Source organism: Prochlorococcus marinus str. MIT 0918, from assembly GCF_027359415.1.
Classification (GTDB): Bacteria; Cyanobacteriota; Cyanobacteriia; order PCC-6307; family Cyanobiaceae; genus Prochlorococcus_E; species Prochlorococcus_E marinus_C.
In genome coordinates, this window is the sequence record NZ_CP114780.1 from 1,775,121 (window position 1) to 1,789,313 (window position 14,193).

17 protein-coding genes are annotated in these 14,193 nt (G+C 38.3%); 12 read left to right on the top strand and 5 right to left on the bottom strand.

Annotated elements, in window-relative coordinates; translation table 11 throughout:
• Positions 1–329 precede the first annotated feature (329 nt).
• From O5636_RS09625 to O5636_RS09665, 9 genes are all read left to right on the top strand, one after another.
• The gene (locus O5636_RS09625) at positions 330–641 is read left to right on the top strand and encodes a BMC domain-containing protein (RefSeq protein WP_006169870.1); all 312 of its coding nucleotides are present in this window, start codon (positions 330–332) and stop codon (positions 639–641) included.
• A 69-nt stretch (positions 642–710) separates the two neighbouring features.
• Positions 711–2,123: a form I ribulose bisphosphate carboxylase large subunit gene (locus O5636_RS09630; RefSeq protein WP_036901157.1), complete on the top strand. Its 1,413-nt coding sequence runs from the start codon at positions 711–713 to the stop codon at positions 2,121–2,123.
• Between the two features lie 99 nt (positions 2,124–2,222).
• Entirely contained in the window at positions 2,223–2,564 is a 342-nt protein-coding gene (locus tag O5636_RS09635) for a ribulose bisphosphate carboxylase small subunit (RefSeq protein WP_036901156.1), read from the top strand.
• A gap of 103 nt (positions 2,565–2,667) precedes the next feature.
• The gene (locus O5636_RS09640) at positions 2,668–5,061 is read left to right on the top strand and encodes a CsoS2 family carboxysome shell protein (protein ID WP_269622571.1); all 2,394 of its coding nucleotides are present in this window, start codon (positions 2,668–2,670) and stop codon (positions 5,059–5,061) included.
• Between the two features lie 7 nt (positions 5,062–5,068).
• Positions 5,069–6,598, top strand: a complete 1,530-nt coding sequence (locus tag O5636_RS09645; RefSeq protein WP_269622572.1) for a carboxysome shell carbonic anhydrase — start codon at positions 5,069–5,071, stop codon at positions 6,596–6,598.
• Between the two features lies 1 nt (position 6,599).
• On the top strand, positions 6,600–6,875 hold the full coding sequence (locus O5636_RS09650) for a carboxysome peptide A (protein WP_269622573.1): 276 nt from the start codon (positions 6,600–6,602) through the stop codon (positions 6,873–6,875).
• The gene (locus O5636_RS09655) at positions 6,875–7,126 is read left to right on the top strand and encodes a carboxysome peptide B (RefSeq protein WP_269622574.1); all 252 of its coding nucleotides are present in this window, start codon (positions 6,875–6,877) and stop codon (positions 7,124–7,126) included. Before O5636_RS09650 ends, O5636_RS09655 begins: the two co-directional genes overlap by 1 nt.
• Before the next feature lie 37 nt (positions 7,127–7,163).
• Positions 7,164–7,676, top strand: a complete 513-nt coding sequence (locus O5636_RS09660) for a BMC domain-containing protein (protein ID WP_269622575.1) — start codon at positions 7,164–7,166, stop codon at positions 7,674–7,676.
• A 45-nt stretch (positions 7,677–7,721) separates the two neighbouring features.
• Positions 7,722–7,970: a 4a-hydroxytetrahydrobiopterin dehydratase gene (locus tag O5636_RS09665; protein ID WP_269622576.1), complete on the top strand. Its 249-nt coding sequence runs from the start codon at positions 7,722–7,724 to the stop codon at positions 7,968–7,970.
• Between the two features lie 11 nt (positions 7,971–7,981).
• On the opposite strand, the gene O5636_RS09670 is transcribed toward O5636_RS09665, so the two are convergent.
• The 3 genes from O5636_RS09670 to gloB form a co-directional block, all read right to left on the bottom strand.
• On the bottom strand, positions 7,982–8,206 hold the full coding sequence (locus tag O5636_RS09670; protein ID WP_269622577.1) for a DUF3136 domain-containing protein: 225 nt from the start codon (positions 8,204–8,206) through the stop codon (positions 7,982–7,984).
• 87 nt (positions 8,207–8,293) lie between these two features.
• Positions 8,294–8,689, bottom strand: a complete 396-nt coding sequence (locus O5636_RS09675; RefSeq protein WP_269622578.1) for a RidA family protein — start codon at positions 8,687–8,689, stop codon at positions 8,294–8,296.
• Positions 8,690–8,753: 64 nt separating this feature from the next.
• On the bottom strand, positions 8,754–9,515 hold the full coding sequence (gene gloB / locus O5636_RS09680; protein ID WP_269622579.1) for a hydroxyacylglutathione hydrolase: 762 nt from the start codon (positions 9,513–9,515) through the stop codon (positions 8,754–8,756).
• A 54-nt stretch (positions 9,516–9,569) separates the two neighbouring features.
• On the opposite strand from gloB, the gene hisG reads away from it, so the two are divergent.
• Genes hisG through O5636_RS09695 form a run of 3 tightly spaced genes read left to right on the top strand, consistent with a single transcriptional unit; the run spans position 9,570 to position 12,582 of the window.
• The gene (gene hisG, locus O5636_RS09685; RefSeq protein ID WP_269622580.1) at positions 9,570–10,217 is read left to right on the top strand and encodes an ATP phosphoribosyltransferase; all 648 of its coding nucleotides are present in this window, start codon (positions 9,570–9,572) and stop codon (positions 10,215–10,217) included.
• 6 nt (positions 10,218–10,223) lie between these two features.
• Positions 10,224–12,023 carry an ABC transporter ATP-binding protein gene (locus O5636_RS09690; protein ID WP_269622581.1) on the top strand — a complete coding sequence of 600 codons (1,800 nt, stop codon included), beginning with the start codon at positions 10,224–10,226 and terminating at the stop codon, positions 12,021–12,023.
• A gap of 16 nt (positions 12,024–12,039) precedes the next feature.
• Entirely contained in the window at positions 12,040–12,582 is a 543-nt protein-coding gene (locus O5636_RS09695) for a GNAT family N-acetyltransferase (protein ID WP_269622582.1), read from the top strand.
• Positions 12,583–12,596: 14 nt separating this feature from the next.
• On the opposite strand, the gene O5636_RS09700 is transcribed toward O5636_RS09695, so the two are convergent.
• Both O5636_RS09700 and O5636_RS09705 read right to left on the bottom strand, forming a co-directional pair.
• Positions 12,597–13,304: a TIGR04283 family arsenosugar biosynthesis glycosyltransferase gene (locus O5636_RS09700; protein WP_269622583.1), complete on the bottom strand. Its 708-nt coding sequence runs from the start codon at positions 13,302–13,304 to the stop codon at positions 12,597–12,599.
• Complete coding sequence (locus O5636_RS09705) at positions 13,292–13,981, bottom strand: TIGR04282 family arsenosugar biosynthesis glycosyltransferase (RefSeq protein WP_269622584.1); 690 nt, start codon at positions 13,979–13,981, stop codon at positions 13,292–13,294. The genes O5636_RS09700 and O5636_RS09705 overlap by 13 nt, the downstream gene beginning before the upstream one ends.
• Positions 13,982–14,193 lie beyond the last annotated feature (212 nt).

Here is a 14,193-nt window from a genome sequence, read left to right on the forward strand (position 1 = left end):
GTACCTAATCTGTGAATTCAGCTTATAGGTTTATTGAAATAATTAGAGACAGGTTAAGGTGAACATCCCATTCCTTGGCAAAAGCAAAGGCACCTGTCTCGCAGTTAGGAAAATAGCTCTAAGAAGTTTTGAGATCAATTGATTGTCTTTGTGTGCTGACCCAGGAAGATTTTGGCTCTTTTATCAGTGGCAGGAAGGGTCATAAGCTGAGCTTATCTATGACAGTAGAGACAGTGATAGGGGTTTTAGTAAAAAGCTCTTGACTTAAATGTATCTAAAAGGGCATTGTCATTACTGAACATTCCATTCCTTTATTTTTCGCAAGGCATATGGCTAACGAAACTATGGGCATCGCACTCGGCATGATCGAGACTCGCGGCCTTGTACCAGCTATTGAAGCTGCTGACGCAATGACTAAGGCTGCTGAAGTACGCCTAATAGGTCGTGAATTTGTTGGTGGCGGTTACGTAACAGTTTTAGTTCGTGGAGAAACAGGCGCAGTTAATGCTGCTGTTCGTGCTGGCGCTGATGCATGTGAGCGTGTAGGTGACGGACTTGTTGCTGCTCACATCATTGCTCGCCCTCACAGAGAAGTTGAGCCTGCACTAGGTAACGGCAATTTTCTTGGTCAGAAGGACTGAAGTCTGAGGCGCTTTATTTAATTAAAAGCCCGATTTCAAATACCTACAACGACCTATAGGAGTTATCCCATGAGTAAGAAGTATGATGCTGGGGTTAAGGAGTACAGAGACACCTACTGGACTCCCGATTATGTCCCCCTAGATACAGACCTTTTAGCTTGCTTTAAATGCACTGGCCAGGAAGGAGTCCCAAGAGAAGAAGTTGCTGCTGCTGTAGCTGCTGAATCTTCAACAGGTACCTGGTCAACTGTTTGGTCTGAATTGCTAACTGACCTTGAGTTTTACAAGGGACGTTGCTATCGAATCGAAGATGTCCCTGGTGACAAGGAATCTTTCTATGCATTCATTGCATACCCTCTTGATCTTTTTGAAGAAGGCTCAATCACAAACGTTTTAACTTCATTAGTTGGAAATGTTTTTGGTTTTAAGGCTTTACGCCATTTGCGTTTAGAAGATATTCGCTTCCCAATGGCTTTCATTAAGACATGTGGTGGTCCACCAAATGGAATTGTTGTAGAGCGTGACCGTTTAAATAAATATGGTCGTCCTCTACTTGGATGCACAATTAAACCAAAGCTTGGTCTTTCAGGTAAGAACTATGGCCGCGTAGTTTATGAATGCTTGCGTGGTGGATTAGATCTAACTAAAGATGATGAGAATATCAACTCACAGCCCTTCCAGCGTTGGAGAGAGCGTTTTGAGTTTGTTGCTGAAGCTGTAAAGCTTGCTCAACAAGAAACCGGTGAAGTCAAAGGACATTATCTCAACTGCACGGCGACAACTCCTGAAGAAATGTATGAGCGTGCTGAGTTCGCTAAAGAGCTCGACATGCCTATCATCATGCATGATTACATTACTGGTGGTTTTACTGCTAATACAGGCTTAGCCAACTGGTGCCGTAAGAATGGCATGCTGCTTCATATCCACAGAGCTATGCATGCAGTAATTGACCGTCATCCAAAGCATGGTATCCATTTCCGAGTTCTTGCTAAGTGCTTACGTCTTTCTGGTGGTGACCAGCTTCATACCGGAACAGTTGTAGGTAAGTTAGAAGGTGATCGTCAGACAACACTTGGATACATCGATAACTTACGTGAATCTTTTGTCCCAGAAGACCGTACACGCGGAAACTTCTTTGACCAAGACTGGGGTTCTATGCCTGGTGTATTCGCAGTAGCTTCCGGTGGTATTCACGTTTGGCATATGCCAGCTCTACTTGCCATATTTGGTGATGATTCTTGTCTACAGTTTGGTGGCGGTACTCATGGACACCCATGGGGATCAGCTGCTGGTGCAGCTGCCAACCGTGTAGCTCTTGAAGCTTGTGTTAAGGCACGTAATGCTGGAAGAGAGATTGAAAAAGAAAGTCGCGACATCCTCATGGAAGCCGCTAAACATAGCCCTGAGCTAGCTATTGCACTTGAGACATGGAAGGAGATCAAGTTTGAGTTCGACACAGTCGACAAGCTTGACGTCCAGTAATAGCAAATTGGAGGGGGTGATTATTCCCTCCTTCAATTCTTCCTTCAAATTTCTTTGCCGATAAACCTCGGCGTTTATTCATTCACTTACAGGTTCACCATGCCTTTCCAGAGCACAGTTGGTGACTATCAAACAGTTGCCACCCTGGAGACTTTCGGCTTCTTGCCGCCGATGACCCAGGACGAAATTTACGATCAAATTGCTTACATCATTGCCCAGGGCTGGAGCCCTGTCATCGAGCATGTTCATCCAAGTGGTTCCATGCAGTCCTATTGGTCTTATTGGAAACTACCTTTTTTCGGAGAGAAGGATCTGAACGTAGTTGTTAATGAACTTGAAGCGTGCCATCGTGCATACCCTGACCACCATGTACGAATGGTCGGCTATGACGCTTATACACAAAGTCAAGGTACAGCTTTCGTAGTTTTCGAAGGCCGCTGATTTTTCAGTTATCAGTTTTAAATAGCCTCGTTTTTTCGAGGCTATCTATTTCTTAAAGAGGGGATTTAATCTTCTCTAATTACAAAGTTTTCAAAGGGCGGACATGGCATCACAATCTAGTAGAGAACTTGCACTTGAGCGTCGTAAGGCTCTTAGTACCGGAGGTAAAAAGTCCTCTGGACTGAGCTCCTCAAGTCCTAATCGCGTTAGATCTGCATCTGATGTAGGCGTAACAAGGACTAATAAATCCTTTGTTAAGTCAAGTAAAAACCAGATAAGTGCAGCCCAAAAAGTGCATTCAAAAACATCTATTTCTGTGCCTTCAACAAACAGTCATTCTAAAAGAATGAATCCTCGGCCAATAAGTAATCCTAGTAGAGAGTTGGTGCTTGCTCGACGAGAGGCTCTATCTCTGCGTGGTAAGACAGCAGATAAGAGTAAAGACAGAACAAGAGTTGATGTTGAGAAAAATGCTTCAGAAGAATCTTCAAAAGTATTTTCAGTTAATACTCAAGTTGAAGCTTGTTGCGAACCTTGTGCGGAAGAAAAAGCACGTCAGTCAGCAGCTGAAAACTCTAGTAATTTAACTTTTAATATTTCTAAAGCCACTACTACTCGACGTAACTCCAGCCCTAAAAGAAGAGCAATAGAAAATCCAAGTAGATCACTTGTTTTGGCTAGACGCGAGGCATTGTCAAAGCATGGGAAATCAGCCTCAATTCAACCGACTACTCCTGCCGCAGTAGCTCGTCAAGGTAATCCAGATTTATCTAGTCGGGAAATTTCTCAACGTGTTAGAGAGCTGAGGAGTAAAAGTGGAGCTACAGGTCAGAAAAGATCATGTGGAACAAGACCCTGTGGACCAAATAAAAATGGTTCTAAAGAAGCAGCGCTTGCAGCAGATGCTCATTGGAAAGTAGGAGTAAGTGAGACTTCCTCTGGTCAGATAGTTACTGGTACTCAGGCTAATAGATCAATTAAAACTACTGGTAATGAGGCTAGTACTTGTAGATCGGTTACTGGTACTCAATACCTTGGAGCAGATACGATTGATACTTTCTGCCAGTCTCCTCCAATTATTTCTCAACCATCTAAAGTTGCCATAACTAACACCTCTCATGGCAATCAGGTTACTGGTAATGAAGTGGGCCGCTCCGAGAAAGTGACAGGAGATGAGCCTGGTACTTGTAAAACCCTTACTGGTACTGAGTATATTTCGGCAAACCAAGCAGCCTCTTATTGTGGTGGAGTTAAACCTTCACCAAGAAAAGTTGGACAAAGTCTTACACAGGAAGGTCGGAAAGTTAGTGGAGTTATGGTTGGTCGATCAGCTAGTGTTACAGGAGATGAGGCTGGATCTGATAAGTCTCTTACTGGTGATCAATACCTTGGATCTGACCCTTTGCCAGAAGGTAGGCCAGCCAATAAAGTAGGTACTTTTAATACACTTAATGGATCCTTTGTCACCGGTACTGGAATTGGACGTGCCACTAGCGTTACTGGTGACGAGGCTGGAAGCTGTAAGAATGTAACTGGTGATGAATATTTAGGCTCTCAGCAATATGAGTCTTTTTGCGGCGGCGCACCTGCACCTGAAGCAAGAAAAGTTGGTTTAAGTCTTACTAATAAAGCCCAATCTGTTAGTGGAACTATGACAGGAAGATCTTCTTTGGTTACGGGAGATGAGCCTGGAACATGCAAAGCTGTCACAGGGACTCCATACACTGGATTGGAACAATCTGCTCAATTATGCGGTAGTAGTTCAATAGATGAAATTCAACAGAGAACACCTCGAAGGATTGGCACTCCTGCTTCTCCTATGACAGGACTTCAGCCAGGAATTGGTGGTGTTATGACAGGAGCAGATAAAGGTGCGTGTGAACCACTTACTGGTACTCCTTATGTAGGAGCTGACCAATTAGTTAAAGCTTGTGGAGAAAGAGCTCCAGATGGAAGTGGAGATTATAAGGATTCAGAATCTTCAAGTTTTGGTAATCGATTTACGGTCACATCTCCAGCGAGATCTGCCCAATTAGATCGTGACACAGCCTCAGGAGTAACAGGTACTAGATATGAAAAAACTACCAATATAACAGGTCCTTTTGATATGGCTCCTAATAAGGTTACTGGTACTGAGCAATTTAGGTTTGATAATAAGAAATCTTTAATGGCTCCTTCTAATGAGCAATCCAAAGAGTCTTTGTCTCAGCTTAATGAGTCATCTGCAAGGCCACAATCAAGAATTACGGGTGAAGGGCAATCCTCTGGGTTGAATATCACTGGAGATGATTGGGCTAGAGGGGAGAGAGTTACTGGCACTGAAGGTGCTTCTGCTACTAGACGTAACCCTTCAAGACCTGGACCTATGAGTGCAATGCCAGCTTCAGATTTGAAAAGAAATGAAGAGCTTGCAAAGCCTGATCTTCTGATAACAGGCTCTAGCGGTAATACAGGAGAAGGACAATTGGTTACTTTTTCTGGTGGAGCAAGAGGTTAATTGATTAATGGCCTTCAGGAATTTGGCCAATAATAGAAAGCGTTTCCTTGGCCCTACTGCACCTAGGAAACAATTTCCTCCTGCTAAAGAATCTATTTCACAAGTTCAAGACTTTTCTTTAACTTCTCCAAATAGTCATCCTTTAACTGATTTGGCTCAAAATAAAATACTTCAGTCATATGAAACAGAAGTAAAAACACGATTTGATCAGATTGTTCCTTTGCTTAAAAAAATTTCTAGTCTTCAACATGAAGATAATTTTGTGGCAAGAGCACAACAACTAGCAGATGAAGAACTAGGAATAGATTTGCCTACCCATATCTTGGACAAAGCCTGGGTAAGGCCTCTTGACATGAGAGCTTTATTTGCCTCATGTGTTTTTAAAGCTCATGAGCATTCAAGTAATCAGTTTTTTCATTCCGATCCTTTGAATGGATCTACTAATAGTGATCAAGCAAATGCTTTTCAGTTATTTCTTCAAGAATGTGGTTTTCATCTGTTAGATATCACACCATGTGCAGATGGTCGTTTAGCTCATTCAATTGCTTATGCTTTAAGGATTCCATTTAGCTCAGTACGAAGGAGATCGCATGCAGGAGCTATGTTTGATGTTGAAAATACAGTCAATCGATGGGTTAAAACTGAACATAAACGTTATAGAGAAAACCTTCCAAATTCAGCTCATGAGCCCACTTCTTATTTGAAAGTAGTTCTTTATCATTTCAGCTCGCTTGATCCATCTCATCAAGGTTGTGCTGCGCATGGAAGCGATGATAAGCTTGCAGCCTCTTCTGGTTTAAAACGTCTACTGGATTTTCGTGAATCAGTTGAGAATAGTTTTTGTTGTGGAGCATCTGTAGACCTTTTATTAATAGGTCTTGATACAGATACTGATGCGATCAGAGTACATGTTCCAGATTCTCAAAACCTTATAAGTCTTGATAAGTGGGTTTCTACTGCTGATATTTATGAGGAAACTAAACAACTTTCAGTAGACCAAGCTATTACAAGGATTTCTGAACAAATCAACGCAAATGTTAATGGCGATGCAAAGCCTGGAATGGTTGATTTCATTAATAAATTAATAGTTAACAATATCTCTCAAATTGATTATGTTCGCCAATTGCATAATGGCTCCTATCCTGATGCAGGACATGCTGAACGTTTTATTGGGGTAGGTATTGGCTTTAAAGAAGTCCACTTAAGAAACCTTACATATTTTTCTCATTTAGATACTGTTGAAGAAGGTGCTCCTGATTTAGATGTGGGCATTAAGATTTTTAAAGGCTTGAATGTTTCAAGAGATTTACCTATCCCAATAGTTATTAGATTTGACTATTCAGGTAAAGTACCTGGAGCAAAAGAAAGAGCATTGTCAGATTGCAAAAGAGTAAATAGTGCTATCTCTTCTCGTTATCGGCAATTAGTAGATGATGGTTTGTTGCATACATGTCTTACTATTCGAGATCGAGATACAAAAGGTCCTGCAGAGATTGTGGGGTCTTCTCTCGATCCTGTCCTTCAGGAGGAACATTGACATGTTGATTTGTAAAGTTGTTAAACCATTAGTATCCACTAATAGGATACCTGGGTTTGAACATAGGCATCTTCAGGTTGTTTTAGATGGCAGTTCTAAAAAAGTTGCAGTAGATGCAGTTGGTTGTAAACCTGATGATTGGGTGATTTGTGTAGGTAGTTCTGCTGCTAGAGAAGCTGCAGGCAGCAAATCTTACCCAAGTGATCTCACAATAGTTGGCATAATTGATCATTGGGATCCTGATTCTTCTAATCCTTCTGTAGGAGGTGAAAAATAATGGAAATCATGCAGGTTATGGGTCGTTTGGTTTGCACTCAACGAGTAGCAGGATTAGGACATATGCATTTACGTATTTTGCAAAATAATAAAGGAAAAAAACTTGTTGCGGTTGATCCAGTAGGGGCACGTGAAGGTAACTGGGTCTTCACTTCAAGTGGTTCTGCTGCAAGGTTTGCATGCCCAGATCCAAGTACTCAAACAGATTTAACAATTGGCGGAATAATTGATTTTTGGAGCCCTGATGGATAGTTCCAGACATTCGAAACATCACCTTTGATTTTTATTCATGACTTCTTCTAATTCTCCTAAAAACTTTCAGCAAAAGAAAACCATTAAGAGTGGTGATGCTTCAAAGCAAATCATTGATGTAGATGCCGCCGGATCGAGCAATCCTAAGAAAAATTCATCTCAATCTAAAACTTTAAAATCAAATTCACTTTCAAATAGTGGTTCTCCTAAAGATCCTTTAGGCCAAAAAAATACTAAACCTGGATTTAGAGAGATAACTGGAATTGCTTTGGGGATGATAGAAACACGTGGAATGGTTCCAGCCATTGAAGCGGCTGATGCTATGACAAAAGCTGCAGAAGTTAATTTAATTGCAAAAGAATATGTAGGAGGTGGTTATGTAAGTGTTTTGGTTAGAGGAGAAACAGGTGCTGTAAATGCTTCAGTTCGTGCAGGTGCTGATGCATGTGAACGGGTTGGAGATGGTTTAGTGGCTGCTCATATAATCGCTAGACCTCATTCAGAAGTAGAGCCTGTTCTGAAAGTGAGCGGTGCTAAAAGACGATTATGATTGCTCTTGGATGTACATTTTTATTAAATAGAAACTATCAATGTCATGAATAAATGGAAAGAAAAAGCCAGGCCTATAAGTATGGAAAGAAGGTTTGAATTTTCTACTTATGAATTGACAAGAGATTTTTTAGATCGATTAGGAACATTATGTGAAGAAAGGAATCGATTCCCTGATATCAGTTTTGGAAAAACATATGTTAATTTAACTTTGAAACCAGAAGAAGATAATAATAATAAGTTTACTAATAAAGATAGGGAGTTTGCTATTGCAATCGATGCATTAGAAAACTAAAGAATGTTTGCTTAATCTTTTCCTTCGGCAATATCTCTTTTGATTAATGCCATCAAATATGCAGGAGCTTTGTAGCGGCCTGGGAGGCACCTGTTAAGAGTTTCAAGATGCCCCCAGCACACTGTCCTTTCAATCTCTTTAGGTGTTCGTCCTAGTAGGATGAGGCGCCTAAGAGCTTTGCAGTAGAGGGGGTATCCTGCCTCCAGTTCGCCAATTGTCAGCTTGGCTGCGGACATAGTTTGGCGCAGTTCAGGACTTAATCTAGACAATAGTGTGACCTAGGCGCAAATCGAAAATTCAAAAATCTTGAATTTTCTCTGTTTTTAATCAATCCAGGCTACGCAATCAATTTCAACAAGAGCACCTTTTGGCAGCGCAGATACCTCTACACAAGCTCTGGCGGGACTTACTCCTTCTTCGAAATAATTAGAATAAATTTTGTTTACTTTATTAAAGTCTTTTAAATTAGTTAAATAAATTGTTGTCCTAACAACGTTTGAAGATTTAGCTCCACTTGCCTTTAGAACTGCAAAAAGATTATTTAGTACTTGATTAGTTTCTTCTTCTATATTGCCATTGCCTAACATCTCTCCAGTAGATGGGTCTAAGGCAATTTGTCCAGAGCAATAAAGCCAACCATTAACAAGAACAGCCTGATTGTATGGTCCTACTGGAGCAGGAGCAGAGTTTGTTTGAATTGCTTTTTTTAAAGAAGGCATAAATAAAATTAAAGAATGAAAAATTCTTAAGACTAACTTCTAAGAACTTATCTCTTTTAAGCACTTATCCTTTCCAGTTATCCTTGTGTGAACGCAATTCTCCTAATTCTTTAGATGTCTTAGCTCTTATAAATAAATTAGTCTTTCTTTCAATTGAAAGGTTAGTAGGTAATGTAATTAATCCTTTTGATCTTAATTTACATACTTCTTTTAATCTTTTCTTTATAAAAATATCCTCTGGTTTTATCTGTACTGCCCATTCAAGATTTGCTTTTGTGTATTCATGAGCGCAATAAATTTTTGTGTATTCAGGAAGGTTTTTTATTTTCCTTAGAGAATTAAACATGTCTAAAGCCGAACCCTCAAATAAGCGTCCACACCCTCCGCTAAATAATGTGTCACCACAAAATAGAACAGGGTTTATTTTTAAATCTAGTGATCCAGGTAAGTAGTAACAAATATGATACCTAGTATGTCCTGGGACTTCAATGACTTTTATTTCTTGTTCTAATAAATGAACAGTTTCGTTGTCTATTACTGATTGTGTTTGAAAGGGAATTCTCCCTATATCGGCTTTGGCTGCTATTACAGAACTTTTAGGCCATGTTTTTAGAAGTTCTTGAGTACCGCCAATATGATCGTCATGATGATGGGTTTGCAGTACTGATATTAATTTTAGATTCCTATTATTTAACCATTCTATTACTGGCTTCGAAATTGCTGGGTCTACCACTACAGCTTTATCCCCTTTTACCCAAATCCATATAATGTTGTCTTTAAGTACAGGGATAGGATGAATTATGAAATCTTTGTATTTTCTTTCCATAGCTTTAAAACTAGCTCAAATAATCAAATTTTTGTTTTGTTTAATTAACTTGCCATGATTATTGTTGCCTTGGCTAAAGGGGCTTTACTGAAGGACTCCGTGGCGAGCTTTGCTAAAGCAGGATTAGACTTTTCCGGAGTCCTTGATCCAAAGAATCGTCTTTTAATGGTGCCATCTGTATGTGGACGAGCAAAAGCTCTGCTTGTGAGAAATGGAGATGTACCTGTTTATGTTGCTTACGGACAAGCTCATTTAGGAGTTGTAGGTTTTGATGTGTTGCAAGAGAAACAAATGGAAGTATCTCCTTTATTGGATCTTGGATTTGGTGGGTGTCGAATGTCTGTTGCAGTTAAATCTTCAAGTGGATATAAAAGTGCTGTAGATTTACCTCCTCATTGTCGTGTGGCTAGTAAATTTACTAGTTGTGCAAGGAGGTTTTTTTCAGATCTTGATTTGCCTGTGGAATTAGTTCATTTAACAGGTTCTGTTGAGCTTGGTCCTTTAACTGGAATAGCAGAGGCGATTGTAGATTTAGTTGCCACTGGTAGAACACTTGAAGAAAATGGTTTGGTAGAAATTGATCAGCTTTTTTATTCAACCGCTCGATTAATTGCTAATCCACTCTCATTACGTTTAGATGATGGGACACTTCAAGATATTATTGAAACAATTAAATCTCAATTACACACTTCTAGAAAATAATTGTAAATGCTTTTAAAAGATTTTTATAGAGTTAAAAGACTTGGACGTTATCTTAGGAAAGATAAAAAACGATTAGCGTTAATTGTTTTGTTGCTTTTGCCACTGTCATTTGCAGGAGCAATTCAACCTTTATTAGTAGGTCAAGCAATAAGTTCTTTAAAAGGTGAACCCACTCTCTTTTGGCTTAGTAATTTATCAACATCAAATGCAGTTAGAACTTTAATAATAGTTCTTTTTATCTCTGTACTTATTCGATTATGCCTTCAGGGTTATCAATCTTACAATATTCAATCTGTAGGGCAAAGTTTAACTTCCAGAATTAGAAAAGATTTATTTGCTCATTCAATGAATCTCTCATTGCGTTATCACGATTCAATGCCTGTAGGTAAGTTGTTGACAAGATTAACCAGTGATGTAGATGCATTGTCTGAAGTTTTTGGGAGTGGAGCTGTAGGAGTACTTGCAGATATTGTCAGTCTTATTGTTATTACATGCACGATGATTGCCATTGATATGAAGTTAGGAATTCTTCTTTTGGCAACACAGGTACCAGTGACTTATTTAATACTTTGGTTGCAAAAAAGATATAGAAGGGCTAACTATCGTGTTAGAGAAGAATTGTCTGAATTAAATGCGGATTTTCAAGAAAACTTGCAAGGTATTGAAGTAGTTCAGATGTTTCGAAGAGAATCAACAAACGCTAAAAAATTTGCTCTTACTGGTAATAAATATAGAAACGCTGTAAATGGAACCATTTTTTATGACAGCAGTATCTCAGCATTTATAGAATGGGTTTCCTTGGCTGTAGTTGCTGTTGTTATTGCTTTAGGGGGATTACTTGTCACTAAAGGATCTATGGGATTAGGAACTCTTACCTCATTTATTCTCTATTCACAAAGACTGTTTGAACCTCTAAGACAACTTGCAGAACGATTTACTCAGATACAAGGAGGCTTAACCGCAGTAGAAAGAATTGGTGAATTATTAGAAGAGAAAATTGAAATAAAAGATATTAAAGAGACTAAAGATTATATAAATGAAGACCTAAATAAGTCTAAAAAAATAGATTTAGGGGAGATTATTTTTGATAATGTTAGTTTTTCATATAGACCTAATGATCAAATAATAAATAATCTTAGCTTTAAAATCTCTCCAGGAGAGCATGTTGCACTTGTGGGGCCAACAGGATCTGGGAAAACAACTGTTATTAGACTTTTATGCCGCCTATATGAGCCTCAAAAGGGAACAATTTTGATTGATGGTGTTGACATAAAAACTATCCCTTTGACAAAGTTAAGAAGGCAAATTGGAGTAGTTCTTCAAGATACTTTTTTATTTAGTGGTAATATTGCTGATAACCTTAGACTTGACTCTTCTCTTTCCAATGAAGAACTTATTCAAATATGTGATGAATTAGGATTAGGTTCATTATTAAATAGATTCCCAAATGGTTTAAATACTACATTAAGAGAGCGAGGTGGAAATATATCATCAGGAGAAAGACAATTACTTTCTGTGGCTCGAGTAGCTATTCGTAATCCTAATATTTTGATAATGGATGAAGCTACTGCATTTATGGATCCATCCACAGAAGCTGCTTTGCAGAGAGATTTAGATAGGCTTTTGGTTAAAAGAACAGCCTTAGTCATTGCACATCGTCTTGCAACTATTGAATCATCAGATCGTATTTTGGTTATGAAAAAGGGCAGGCTTATAGAACAAGGTAGTCATGAAGAATTGAGAGCCCAAAGAGGACTTTATGAACAATTAGCTAAATTACAGGAGCAAGGTCTTGCTAAATTTTAATTAGTATTATTGACTGATGATTAGAAATTTTGGCCAAGGCAAAATAAGGACTTCAAATATATTAAAAAACTCCTTATCAAATGCGGATTTGTTTGAAAGTTATGGAGCTGATGCATGTGAATGCCCATCTAGCCATAAAAAGTTTTATTTTGTTTTTAGTCAATCTAGACCGCTTGACCTGATAGAACTAGAACAGTTGCTTCAATCTGTTGGTTGGAGTAGAAGACCTACTAGGCGAGTTAAAAAGGCACTGGAAAATAGTTTGTTAAAAGTAGGCTTATGGCAACATGATTCAAAGTTTCCGAGGTTAATAGGATTTGCAAGATGTACTGGTGATGGAATTCTTCAAGCTACTGTTTGGGATGTTGCTATTCACCCTGTTTATCAAGGTCTTGGCTTAGGGAAAGAGCTGATGGCTTATTTGCTAAAAAGTTTAAAAGCTCTAGATATCGAAAGGGTTGTTTTGTTTGCTGACCCAGGAGTAGTTAGTTTTTATAAAAATCAGGGTTGGGAATTAGAACCAAAAGGGGATCGCTGTGCCTTTTGGTATGCAAATTAATATAGGTTCGCGTTTTAATTAATTTTTTTTGAATAATATTCTTCTGCCAACTCTTTAATACTTTCCCCTTGCCTCCACCTATATCTTAAGAAAGCATTTTTAATAGAGTTTGAAATTATGTTGCTGGAAATATATTTTCTGCTGCTAGTTGTAAGTTCAATTCCTATTCCCTTGATTTTTGTTTTTTTACTTAAACGTATAATGAGATCAAGGTCTTCCATAATATGGATTTTTTTGTGACCACCGACTTGAAAATAAAGTTCTTTATTTATTAGCAAACCTTGATCTCCATACGGTCTATGGAAAACATGACTTCTTATGGCAATCAGAATTTCCATTAAGGACCAAATTATTCCCTTTTTATTTATTTTGAAATCGAAAAACCAGCAATATTCTTTGGTTGATTTATTTGTTATTAGAGTTTGAATTTTTTCGGGCCATTTCTTGTTCATTCTTGAATCAGAATGTAAGAATAAAAACCATTCACCTTCTGCATTTAAAGCACCCTTATAAAGCTGGTAACCTCTATTTGCTTTTTTCGTTTTGATAATTTTTGCCCCACCTATTTGTGCTATTAATTTTGTGAGGTCTGAACTTCCACAATCAATAATAATTAATTCAAATTCGTATGGGTAAAGGTTTAAGTCTGCTATTAGAAGAGGAAGGTTAATCGCTTCATTTAACGTAGGAATAATTATACTAATTTTTTTCATCTCTGCCATGGAATTAGATCACTTATCATATCAATATCATTTTTTGTATTAAGTAATTTATATTTTAAACCTTTGAGTTTGGCTCTTCTCAAAGTCTCTTTTAAAACAGTACAATTCCCCCAGTTGATACCATTAAAAGGCCAAGAAATATCTGGCTTAATAATCTTATCTGACAAGCCTATTAACCAATAACCACCATCAATTGAAGGCCCTAATACTAATTGATTGTGATTTAAACTTTCTAGTGTAATATTTATATCTGATATTGCAAGATTAGGGAGATCGCTACCTATTATAATAGTCTTTCTAGGCTTTTTGATATTGAAACTCCCTTTCCTTTGTGCGAGTAATAATTGTCTTTTCATTTTAATACCTAAGTTCCCTGCGCCCTGAGGTTGAATATTCTTAACCCCTTCCGATTTTGCCCAACGAAAAGCTTTTTGTTTGCCAATTCCATCTACAGCTAAAACCAATTCTATAGCGCCCGTTTTGCTTGCTTCCTTGGCAACCGCGATCGTATGTTTAGTTAATCTTTTTTGTATGTTAGCAGCTCGATTAGGTCCGATTTGGGTTGAGAGTCTTGTTTTGCAACGATTTACAGCGGGCCATCGTGTCATTACGACAAGTATTGGCTTACGCAAATCCTGAGTATTTTCTGAAGAAGAATTGGTTTGTTTTTCAATCAATAGATTATTTAGCTTCCTTTTGAGAGTTGGAAATTGATTTTAAATGGTTCTTCGTTGCATGATGTATATCTTTAATAAGCTTCTTGAAGTTGGATTCTATATAACCTTTTCTTTAAGCCCTTTATTAATCTCCCTTTAGGGAGTGATCAGGTTCAATTGGTTAGAACATGATTTTCTGATTTTAGAATGCTTCATTTGCATTAAGGCTTATA

What these genes read in the sequence shown, in the direction of transcription:
- O5636_RS09640 (WP_269622571.1), top strand. Translation starts at nt 2,668, where the DNA reads ATGGCATCACAATCTAGTAGAGAACTTGCACTTGAGCGTCGTAAGGCT.
- O5636_RS09690 (WP_269622581.1), top strand. Translation starts at nt 10,224, where the DNA reads ATGCTTTTAAAAGATTTTTATAGAGTTAAAAGACTTGGACGTTATCTT.
- O5636_RS09650 (WP_269622573.1), top strand. Translation starts at nt 6,600, where the DNA reads ATGTTGATTTGTAAAGTTGTTAAACCATTAGTATCCACTAATAGGATA.
- O5636_RS09635 (WP_036901156.1), top strand. Translation starts at nt 2,223, where the DNA reads ATGCCTTTCCAGAGCACAGTTGGTGACTATCAAACAGTTGCCACCCTG.
- O5636_RS09655 (WP_269622574.1), top strand. Translation starts at nt 6,875, where the DNA reads ATGGAAATCATGCAGGTTATGGGTCGTTTGGTTTGCACTCAACGAGTA.
- O5636_RS09675 (WP_269622578.1), bottom strand. Translation starts at nt 8,689, where the DNA reads ATGCCTTCTTTAAAAAAAGCAATTCAAACAAACTCTGCTCCTGCTCCA.
- O5636_RS09670 (WP_269622577.1), bottom strand. Translation starts at nt 8,206, where the DNA reads ATGTCCGCAGCCAAGCTGACAATTGGCGAACTGGAGGCAGGATACCCC.
- O5636_RS09700 (WP_269622583.1), bottom strand. Translation starts at nt 13,304, where the DNA reads ATGGCAGAGATGAAAAAAATTAGTATAATTATTCCTACGTTAAATGAA.
- O5636_RS09660 (WP_269622575.1), top strand. Translation starts at nt 7,164, where the DNA reads ATGACTTCTTCTAATTCTCCTAAAAACTTTCAGCAAAAGAAAACCATT.
- O5636_RS09630 (WP_036901157.1), top strand. Translation starts at nt 711, where the DNA reads ATGAGTAAGAAGTATGATGCTGGGGTTAAGGAGTACAGAGACACCTAC.
- hisG (WP_269622580.1), top strand. Translation starts at nt 9,570, where the DNA reads ATGATTATTGTTGCCTTGGCTAAAGGGGCTTTACTGAAGGACTCCGTG.
- gloB (WP_269622579.1), bottom strand. Translation starts at nt 9,515, where the DNA reads ATGGAAAGAAAATACAAAGATTTCATAATTCATCCTATCCCTGTACTT.
- O5636_RS09665 (WP_269622576.1), top strand. Translation starts at nt 7,722, where the DNA reads ATGAATAAATGGAAAGAAAAAGCCAGGCCTATAAGTATGGAAAGAAGG.
- O5636_RS09695 (WP_269622582.1), top strand. Translation starts at nt 12,040, where the DNA reads ATGATTAGAAATTTTGGCCAAGGCAAAATAAGGACTTCAAATATATTA.
- O5636_RS09645 (WP_269622572.1), top strand. Translation starts at nt 5,069, where the DNA reads ATGGCCTTCAGGAATTTGGCCAATAATAGAAAGCGTTTCCTTGGCCCT.
- O5636_RS09625 (WP_006169870.1), top strand. Translation starts at nt 330, where the DNA reads ATGGCTAACGAAACTATGGGCATCGCACTCGGCATGATCGAGACTCGC.